The sequence below is a fragment of the Micromonospora sp. NPDC003776 genome, assembly GCF_053605645.1.
On sequence record NZ_JBSGJR010000273.1, the window covers coordinates 1 to 8,788 of the forward strand.

The 8,788-nt window shown below is 74.3% G+C and carries 9 protein-coding genes; 2 read left to right on the forward strand and 7 right to left on the reverse strand.

All coding sequences use genetic code 11. The features are described from left to right. Nucleotides 1–69: 69 nt before the first annotated feature. Together fahA and ACWEVO_RS21270 are read right to left on the reverse strand one after the other, a co-directional pair. The gene (gene fahA, locus ACWEVO_RS21265) at nucleotides 70–1,269 is read right to left on the reverse strand and encodes a fumarylacetoacetase (protein WP_452309268.1); all 1,200 of its coding nucleotides are present in this window, start codon (nucleotides 1,267–1,269) and stop codon (nucleotides 70–72) included. After that, nucleotides 1,266–2,123: a hypothetical protein gene (locus ACWEVO_RS21270; RefSeq protein ID WP_452309269.1), complete on the reverse strand. Its 858-nt coding sequence runs from the start codon at nucleotides 2,121–2,123 to the stop codon at nucleotides 1,266–1,268. The genes fahA and ACWEVO_RS21270 overlap by 4 nt, the downstream gene beginning before the upstream one ends. 94 nt (nucleotides 2,124–2,217) lie before the next feature. On the opposite strand from ACWEVO_RS21270, the gene ACWEVO_RS21275 reads away from it, so the two are divergent. Beyond that, a complete protein-coding gene (locus ACWEVO_RS21275) occupies nucleotides 2,218–3,384 on the forward strand; it encodes a homogentisate 1,2-dioxygenase domain-containing protein (protein WP_452309270.1) in 1,167 nt (388 codons plus the stop codon). Between the two features lie 50 nt (nucleotides 3,385–3,434). Here ACWEVO_RS21275 and ACWEVO_RS21280 read toward each other — a convergent pair whose 3' ends face one another. The 3 genes from ACWEVO_RS21280 to ACWEVO_RS21290 form a co-directional block, all read right to left on the reverse strand. Beyond that, nucleotides 3,435–4,475 (reverse strand): NAD(P)-dependent alcohol dehydrogenase, encoded by a 1,041-nt coding sequence (locus ACWEVO_RS21280; RefSeq protein WP_452309271.1) that lies wholly within the window; start codon nucleotides 4,473–4,475, stop codon nucleotides 3,435–3,437. A 159-nt stretch (nucleotides 4,476–4,634) separates the two neighbouring features. Further along, nucleotides 4,635–5,654: a tetratricopeptide repeat protein gene (locus tag ACWEVO_RS21285; protein ID WP_452309272.1), complete on the reverse strand. Its 1,020-nt coding sequence runs from the start codon at nucleotides 5,652–5,654 to the stop codon at nucleotides 4,635–4,637. Nucleotides 5,655–5,727: 73 nt separating this feature from the next. Beyond that, nucleotides 5,728–7,083 carry a BTAD domain-containing putative transcriptional regulator gene (locus tag ACWEVO_RS21290; protein WP_452309273.1) on the reverse strand — a complete coding sequence of 452 codons (1,356 nt, stop codon included), beginning with the start codon at nucleotides 7,081–7,083 and terminating at the stop codon, nucleotides 5,728–5,730. A 188-nt stretch (nucleotides 7,084–7,271) separates the two neighbouring features. Here ACWEVO_RS21290 and ACWEVO_RS21295 point away from each other — a divergent pair, with 188 nt between their 5' ends. After that, nucleotides 7,272–7,802, forward strand: a complete 531-nt coding sequence (locus ACWEVO_RS21295) for a hypothetical protein (protein ID WP_452309274.1) — start codon at nucleotides 7,272–7,274, stop codon at nucleotides 7,800–7,802. Nucleotides 7,803–7,839: 37 nt separating this feature from the next. Here the strand turns inward: ACWEVO_RS21295 and ispF are convergent, their stop codons facing one another. Beyond that, nucleotides 7,840–8,322: a 2-C-methyl-D-erythritol 2,4-cyclodiphosphate synthase gene (ispF, locus tag ACWEVO_RS21300; RefSeq protein WP_452309275.1), complete on the reverse strand. Its 483-nt coding sequence runs from the start codon at nucleotides 8,320–8,322 to the stop codon at nucleotides 7,840–7,842. 16 nt (nucleotides 8,323–8,338) lie between these two features. After that, on the reverse strand, nucleotides 8,339–8,788 hold a 450-nt coding region (locus tag ACWEVO_RS21305; RefSeq protein ID WP_452309276.1), incomplete at its 5' end, for an IspD/TarI family cytidylyltransferase.

The following is an 8,788-nucleotide window of genomic DNA, read 5'->3' on the forward strand; positions in this document are numbered from 1 at the left end:
CCCGGGGAACCCCGCCGGGCCGGGAGCCACGGGGGGGCCCCCCGGCCACGGGGCGGCGGAGGGCCGACGTCAGCGGGCCGGGAGGACCGTCCCGGTCACCTCGCCGAGGGCGATCGTGGTGCCGTCCGGGCCGGGGGCGGTGGCGGTGAGGGTGACGGTGTCGCCGTCCTCCAGGAAGGTCCGGGTGCCCCCGTCGGCGAACTTGACCGGCTCGGCGCCGCCCCAGGTCAGCTCCAGGAACGAGCCGACCTGGCCGCGCTCCGGGCCGGAGACCGTGCCGGAGGCGTAGAGGTCGCCGGTACGCAGCGACGCCCCGTTGACCGTGAGGTGGGCGAGCTGCTGGGCCGGGGTCCAGTACATGGTGGCGAAGGGCGGCTCGGCCACCCGCTCGCCGTTCCACTCCACCGACAGCGAGAGGTCCAGCCCCAGGTGGGGGGTGTCGCGGAGGTAGTCCTGCACCGGCGGGTCCTGGTCCGGGGCGGGCACGAACGCGTCCGCGAGGGCGTCCAGCGGGGTGACCCAGGCCGAGACGGAGGTGGCGAAGGACTTGCCCAGGAACGGCCCGAGCGGCTGGTACTCCCAGGCCTGGATGTCCCGGGCGGACCAGTCGTTGACCAGCACCACGCCGAAGACGTGGTCGGCGAAGTCGTCCACCGCCACCCGGTCACCCAGTCGGCTCGGCACCCCGACCACGAAGCCGACCTCGGCCTCGATGTCCAGGCGTACGGAGGCGCCGGTGGTGGGGCCCTGCGCGGTGGCCCGCTGGCCGGTGGGGCGGACCACCGGGGTGCCGGAGACCACCACCGTGCCGGCCCGACCGTGGTAGCCGACCGGCAGGTGCTTCCAGTTGGGCAGCAGCGGTGGCTGGCCGGGGCGGAAGATCTGCCCGACGTTCGACGAGTGGTGCTCGGAGGAGTAGAAGTCGACGTAGTCGGCCACCTCGAACGGCAGCAGCAGCTCCACCTCGCGCAGCGGCACGAGGAGCGGCTCGACCGCCGCCTGGTGCGCCGGGTCGGTGAGCAGCTCGGCGATCCGCTGCCGGACTGCGGTCCACTGCGGACGGCCGAGCGCCATGAAGGCGTTCAGGGTGGGGCGGCCCAGCGCCCCGGCGGCCAGCACCAGGCCGGCCTCCTCCGCGCCGGCCAGGTCGAGCACGAAGTCGCCGATGCGTACGCCGACCCGCGGCGCGCGGTCGCCGTGCCGGAACACCCCGTACGGCAGGTTGGTCACGCCGTACGGCGAACCGTCGGCCCCGGTCACCCAGGTCATTCCTCAAAACCCCCGTTCACCAGCCCCAGCCGGATCAGATCGGTCAGTGGTTCCTCGATGCTGCACGAGCCGTACCCCACCCAGAGCGGGCGGTCGGCGTCCCGGTGCGCCCGGACCCGCTCGACCACGCGTACCGGGTCGGTGGCGGCGAGCAGCTCGGCGACGCCGTCCACCTCGGCGCCCTCGACGGCGGCCAGGGTCGCGGCGAGCACGTTCACGAAGCCGTGGTGGGTGAAGCCGGTCTCCGGGTCGCGGTGCCGGATCGCGTGGTGCAGCCCGGCGGTCAGCTTGAACGGCAGTTCCCGGTCCCGGCAGGCGCAGATCACCGCGGCCAGCTCGACCGGGGTCGGGAAGAGTTCGGCGGCCAGCCCGCCGGTGCGGAACTTGGCCGCGACCGGCAGCCCGCCGGCCCGCGCCTCCGCGACGGTGTCCAGCGCGCCCATCAGCCCGAAGGTCAGCGGGATCTCGGCGTAGACGGTGGTGCCGGCCAGCCGCTCGGCGAGCTTGACCAGGTCGGCGAGGCCGGGCTGGGGGTCCTCGCCGCGCTTGGCGACCGCCGCCTCGACCTGGCGCACCGCGAGTCGGGGGTCCGCCTCGGCGAGGGCCGCGTCCAACCGGCCGACGGGCACGTCTCCGATCACGCCGATGGCCAGGGCCGTCGCCGGGGCGAGCAGGCCGGGCAGGTCGGGCAGCGTCGAGGCGGGCAGCAGCAGCGGGCCGACCATGTCGGCGTACCAGGCGGCGCGGTGCCGGTGGTGGGCGGCCACCGCGTCCGGCAGCGACGCGCTGCCGGGCGGGAAGACGGCCGCGTCGTCGACCAGACCGGCGAAGAGACGGGTCACCTGCGTTGACACGAGACAAGAATCTACGGGACGCTACGAGGAACGGACAACAGCGTCCGATTACCGGACGTCACCGGCCGGAGAACGGGACATATCGGGAGGCGAGATGCCCTACTACCGCAGGATCGGTGAGGTGCCCCGCAAGCGCCACACCCAGTTCCGCCAGCCGGACGGCAGCCTGTACGCGGAGGAGCTGGTCGGCCAGGAGGGCTTCTCCTCCGACTCGTCGCTGCTCTACCACCGGCACGCGCCGACCGCGATCGTGGCCGCCGAGGAGTTCACCCCGCCCGCCTTCACCCGGGTGCCGAACCTGCCGCTGAAGCCGCGCCACCTGCGCACCCACAAGCTCGACGGGACCGGGGCGGACCCGGTGCTGGGCCGGCAGTACCTGCTGGCCAACGACGACGTCCGGATCGCGTACGTGGCGGCCGACCGCCCGTCGCCGCTGTTCCGGGACGCCACCGGCGACCACTGCCTCTACCTGGAGGCCGGGTCGCTGCGCGTCGAGTCGACGTTCGGTGTGCTGGAGGCGGTGGCCGGCGACTACGTGATCATCCCGACCTCGACCATCCACCGCCTCGTGCCGACCGGCGACGAGCCGGCCCGGCTGCTCGCCATCGAGGCGGCCGGGCACGTCGGCCCGCCCAAGCGCTACCTCTCGGTACGCGGCCAGTTCCTGGAGCACTCGCCGTACTGCGAGCGGGACGTCCGGGGACCGGACACGCCGCTGCTGGTCGACGAGACCGACGTGGAGGTGCTGGTCCGGCACCGGCGCGGCTGGACCCGGTACGTCTACGCGAACCACCCGTTCGACGTGGTCGGCTGGGACGGGCACCTCTACCCGTGGGCGTTCTCCATCCACGACTTCGAGCCGATCACCGGCCGGGTCCACCAGCCGCCGCCGGTGCACCAGACCTTCCAGGGCCCGAACTTCGTGATCTGCTCGTTCGTGCCGCGCAAGGTGGACTACCACCCGGACGCCATCCCGGTGCCGTACAACCACCACAACGTCGACTCCGACGAGATGCTCTTCTACACCGGCGGCAACTACGAGGCCCGGCGCGGCTCCGGCATCGAGCAGGGCTCGATCTCGCTGCATCCGTCCGGCTTCACCCACGGCCCGCAGCCGGGGGCGGCCGAGCGCTCGATCGGGGTGGACTTCTTCGACGAGCTGGCGGTCATGGTGGACACGTTCCGCCCGCTGGACCTCTGCGACGCGGCGAACGGCTGCGAGGACGACGCGTACGCCTGGACCTGGGCGCGGCGCGGCTGACGCGAACGGGGCCGGGTCCACCGGACCCGGCCCCCGTTCCTCGCGACGGATCAGAACGTCGAGGCGTCGATGACGAAGCGGTAGCGCACGTCGGAGGCGAGCACCCGCTCGTACGCCTCGTTGATCTTCTCGGCCGGGATGACCTCGATCTCGGCGCCCAGCCCGTGCGCGGCACAGAAGTCGAGCATCTCCTGCGTCTCGGCGATGCCGCCGATCATCGAGCCGGCGAACGACCGGCGGGCCGGGATCAGCGAGAACGCGTGCACGGAGAGCGGGTCCTCCGGCGCGCCCACGTTGACCAGCGTCCCGTCCACGGCCAGCAGCCGCAGGTACGCGTCGAGGTCGATCTTCGCGCTGACCGTGTTGACGATCAGGTCGAACGAGCCGGCCAGCTCGGTGAAGGTCGCCTCGTCCGAGGTGGCGTGATAGTGGTCGGCCCCGAGCCGCAGCCCGTCCTCCCGCTTCTTCAGCGACTGGGAGAGCACGGTGACCTCGGCGCCCATGGCGTGGGCCAGCTTGACCGCCATGTGGCCCAGGCCGCCGAGGCCGATGACGGCCACCCGGGTGCCCGGGCCGGCACCCCAGTGCCGCAGCGGCGAGTAGGTGGTGATGCCCGCGCAGAGCAGCGGCGCTGCGGCGTCCAGTTCGATGCCGTCCGGGATGCGCAGCACGAAGTCCTCGGTCACCACGATGGCCTGCGCGTAGCCGCCCTGGGTGGGCTGCCCGTCCCGGCCGGTCCCGCCGTACGTCTGGATGTTGCCCTTCAGGCAGTACTGCTCCAGACCCTTGCGGCAGTTGTCGCACTCCCGGCAGGAGTCGACCATGCAGCCGACGCCCACCCGGTCGCCGACGGCGAACTTCGTCACCTCGGCGCCGACCTCCCGTACCACGCCGGCGATCTCGTGGCCGACCACGATCGGGTACGTGGTGGGACCCCACTCGCTGCGGGCGGTGTGGATGTCGGAGTGGCAGATGCCGGAGAACCTGATGTCGATGAGCACGTCGTGCGGCCCGAGGTCGCGCCGCTCGATGGTGGTCGGGGTGAGGGGCCCGGTCGCGGACGTCGCCGCGTAGGCGTTGACGGTGAGCACTTTTCTCCGCTTCCTGCAGACGTCGGGGAGGCCGGCTCGCGGGCCGCCACCTTCGGACGGCCGCACCGGCACAGGGAAAGCCTTCGCTCCCGCTCCTGCTACCCCGCGCCCACCCCCACCCACACGTAGCCAGGGTCACCGGCGGGACGGGGAATAACCTCAGCGCCGGGCGAGCACCGCGAACTCGGCGATCATCGCCACCGTGATCGAGGCCACCAGCGGCCACGGCCCGCCGAGCAGCGCGTAGAGGACCAGCAGCACGGGCGCCCCGGCCACCGCGTACACCGCCAGGGCCAGGCCGCAGTCGGCGCGGAGCAACCCGGGGAGGATCGTCCCCAGCAGGCCGGGCATCCGGGCCGCGTACCGCCAGACCAGCAGCGCCCCGCCGAGCGCCGCCACCGCCGCCACGACCCGGGACGACCCGGGCGCGGCCGGGGCCAGGAAGGCGACCAGCACCGCGGCCACCAGGGACCAGCCGGCGCCGTAGATGACCAGCCGCCGGATCCCGTCGGCGATGGTCCGGCCCGCGTCGCCGCGCGCCGGGTCCATCGCGGCCGCCTCGGTCAGGTGCTCCAGCGCCTCCGCGTAGCGCCGCTGCTCCAGCCGGATCACGCCCATGTCGTGCCGCGCCTCGGCCAGCTGCGGGTCCAGCCGCAGCGCCTCCCGGTACGCCCGCTCGGCCAGGTCGTAGAGCTCCAGCCGGGCGGAGACCAGGCCGAGCACCAGGTGCGCCTGCGGCTCCTCCGGCGCCAGCTCGACGCCCCGCCACGCGGCGTTCAGCGCCTGCTGCCCGTTCCGCGAGCCGGACAGGATCGCGGCGGCGCTGCGCTGGGCGTACGCGTCGGTCGGTCCGAGCGCCAGGATCTCGTCCGCGGTGCTCGCGGCGGCCTTCCACCGGCCCAGGTCCACCAGCGCGAACCCGCGCGCCACCAGCGGCGGTACGGCGGCCGGCGCGGCCGCCACGGCCGCCACGGCGGCGTCGAGCGCCTCGGTGGACCGGTCCGTGGCCAGGTGCATCCGGGCCAGCATGGTCAACGCCTCGGCGTGGCCGGGCTCGGTGGCGATCAGCGAGCTGAGTTCGCCGACGGCCTCGTCGTACCGGCCCAGCTCGGCGAGGAGCTGCGCGCGCTGGAGGTAGCCGTCGGCGGCGGACTGGTCGGGGGCGGCGTCACTCGACATCCCGGCGAGCGTAGCCCTCCGCGCGCCACCCCGCCGACCAGCGCACCCGGTGTGGTCGACCGGGGCCCCGGCCTCAGGCGCTGCGGCAGGGCAGCCCGGTGGCCCGGCCGCCGCAGGTGCCGAGGCTGCACCAGCGGCGCAGGCCGGTCTCGTCGAGGAAGAGCCAGCCGCAGCGCTCGTCGGGGCAGGCCCGGACGGTGAGCCGGCGCGGGTCGGCGAGCAGCTGCGCGGCGCTCCACGCGGCGGCGTGCAGGGGCAGCCGGAGCCCGGCATACAGCTCCGGCCACCAGCGGCCCCGGCCGTCGGCCTCGCGCCGGAACACCATCGTCCCGGCGGCCGCCTCGGCGTACCGGGCGACCGTGTCGAAGGCCGGCCGGTTCTCCGGGTCGACCAGGCAGGCGTACAGCGCAGCGCGGAGCGCCCGGGTCTCGGCGAGCACGCCGTCGGCCGCGGCGGGGTCGCGCCGGGCGAGGTGGAGCAGCCGGCTCACCGAGACCTCGTCGGTCAGTCCGACGTGGCCGCTCCACACCGCGAGGGTCCGGTAGCCGCGTAGCCACTCGCCCCGGGGCGGCTCGGGCTCGTGACCCCAGCCGGCGAAGGTGTTGCAGAAGTCGAGCGCCGGATGTCCGCCGACGCTCCACGGCAGGCTCTCCTCGCGGACCCGTACCTCGAACATCGGCCGGCCGGGGCGGTCCAGCCGGTCGTCACCGTCGAGGATCCGGCGGTGCACCTCGCGCAGCCGCGACCCCGGCTCGACGCCGAGGTCCGCCACCAGGAGATCCCGGGTGGTCCGGTAGAGCCGCAGGGCGTCGGCCCGCCGGTCCCCCCGGTACAGGGCGGTCATCAGGGTGGCGACCAGTTGCTCCCGGGTCGGGTGGCGGGCCACCAGCGGTGCCAGCTCGCCGATCGCGCGACGCGGCTGACCCAGCGTCAGCCGCGCCTCGGCCCGCAGCTCGACGCCGACCAGGCGCAGTTCCTCGATCGGCCCGGCAAGCCGCTCCCGTAGCTCGTCGTCGGCGGTGTCGGCGAGCAGCGGCCCCCGCCAGAGGGCCAGCGCCCGGTCGAGCAGGCGGACCCGCTCGGCGGGATCGCCCACCTCGCCGGCCCGCCGGATCAGGCCGGCGAAGTCCCCCACGTCGACCTGGTGCCCGTCGGCCTCGACCAGGTAGCCCTCGCCGCGGGTGCTGATCCGCACCCCGTACGGGGCCAGCGACGCCCGCAGCCGCCCGATGTACGTGTGCACGGCGCCCCGGGCCGAGGGCGGTGGCGAGCCGTGCCACAGCAGATCGATCAGCCGGTCGGTGCCGACCAGCCGGCCGGGTTCGAGCAGCAGCACGCCGAGGAGGCAGCGCTCCTGACGCCGGCTGCCGACCTCGACGGGCCGACCGTCGTGACGGGCCTCGAACGGTCCGAGCAGGCGGAAATCCATGCCACCTGAAACCGCCTGGCCCCGGTCCGGGGTTGTCGCTCCGGTGAGCCGGTGGTGTGTCGGCCGGCCGGGGGCCATCCGCCGGCGACGGCCTGGCGCCGGTCGGGCCGGGTCGGGCGGTGAGCGGATGGTGAGCGGGCCCGGTGACGCTGGGCCGTCCGACCAGGAAGAGCACGGATGGAGTGATCATGCGTTTCATGAAGAGCGCCGGTGCGGCGGTGGCCGTCGCGGCCGCACTGCTCGCGGCCGTTCCGGCGCCGGCGTCCGCGGCGAGCGACGACATCGCCCCCGGGGCGTGGGAGCCCGCGCCGCAGGCGCCGTTCGAGCTGCCCGCCGGGGCACGCTGCGAGTTCCCGGTACGGATGGAGCTGATCCGGGACGAGGTGCGGAAACTGAGCCTGTCGACCTATCCGGACGGCTCGCCGGAGCGGGAGCTCTATGACGGCGACCTGATCGGCCGGTTCACCAATCTGGCGACGGGGACCAGCATCATCACCGACGCGAGCGGTCGCTCCCTGATCGAGTACGGCACCGACGGCTCGATGACCTGGAACGTGACCGGCCCGGTGCTGGTCGGTTTCCGGGAGAACGCCGGTTCCCTGCCGAAGGGGCTGTACATCATCGACGGTGAGTACACCCTCACGTTCAGCTCCACCGGGGTGAAGACGCTCACCATGCGGCACGGCACCGTGCAGGACCTCTGCGCGGCGGTGTCCTGACGGCGCCTGTCGCCGCGCTGCGCGGGCCCCGGCCGGCTCAGTCGGCCGGGGCCTCGTACACCAGGGCCACCGCGATGCCGGTCAGCCCCTCCCCCCGGCCGGGGAAGCCGAGGCCGTCGGTGGTGGCGGCGGAGACCGTCACCGGGGCACCCACGGCCGCGGAGAGCACCTGCTGCGCCTCCTCCCGGCGCGGGCCGATCTTGGGACGGTTGCCGATCACCTGGACCGACACGTTGCCGATCCGGAAGCCGGCCGCCCGGACCCGCCGGGCACTCTCGGTGAGCAGCGCGACCCCCGAGGCGCCGGCCCACTCCGGCTGGTCCACCCCGAAGTTCGCGCCCAGGTCACCGAGGCCGGCCGCGGAGAGCAGGGCGTTGCAGGCCGCGTGCGCCACCACGTCGGCGTCCGAGTGCCCAGCCAGGCCGTCCTGGCCCGGCCAGTGCAGGCCGGCCAGCCAGCAGGGCCGCCCGGCCGCGAAGGCGTGCACGTCGGTGCCGATGGCCACCCGAGGAACGATCATGAGCCGAGGGTACGCGTCAGACCCCGGCCGCCAGCAGGTGCTCGGCGAGAGCCAGGTCGAACGGTCTGGTGATCTTGAGAGCCAGCTCCGACCCGGGTACGCAGACCACCGGCAGGCCCTGCTTCTCGACCAGGCCGGCGTCGTCGGTCAACGAATCCCCGGCCGCCTCGTGCGCGGCAGCCAGCACCGACCGCCGGAAACCCTGTGGGGTCTGCACCGCCCGGAGGGCACCCCGGTCCACGGTGCCGAGCACCCGCTCGCCGGCGTCGACCTCCTTGATCGTGTCGACCACGGGAAGCACCGGGATCACCGCCCGGTGGCCGGAACGGACCGCCTCGGCGACCGATTCGACCAGCTCGGGCGGGGTGAGGGCGCGGGCGACCGGCGCCAGGACGCCGGCGAGGAGACCGGGGAACTTGCCGTGCCGGGGGCGCTCGCGGCGTACACCAAGGTGCTGACCGGGCGC

Bases quoted from the DNA above. Each gene is read 5' to 3' on its own strand.
- fahA (WP_452309268.1), bottom strand. From the start codon at position 1,269: ATGACCTGGGTGACCGGGGCCGACGGTTCGCCGTACGGCGTGACCAAC.
- ACWEVO_RS21275 (WP_452309270.1), top strand. From the start codon at position 2,218: ATGCCCTACTACCGCAGGATCGGTGAGGTGCCCCGCAAGCGCCACACC.
- ACWEVO_RS21285 (WP_452309272.1), bottom strand. From the start codon at position 5,654: ATGTCGAGTGACGCCGCCCCCGACCAGTCCGCCGCCGACGGCTACCTC.
- ACWEVO_RS21290 (WP_452309273.1), bottom strand. From the start codon at position 7,083: ATGGATTTCCGCCTGCTCGGACCGTTCGAGGCCCGTCACGACGGTCGG.
- ACWEVO_RS21295 (WP_452309274.1), top strand. From the start codon at position 7,272: ATGCGTTTCATGAAGAGCGCCGGTGCGGCGGTGGCCGTCGCGGCCGCA.
- ispF (WP_452309275.1), bottom strand. From the start codon at position 8,322: ATGATCGTTCCTCGGGTGGCCATCGGCACCGACGTGCACGCCTTCGCG.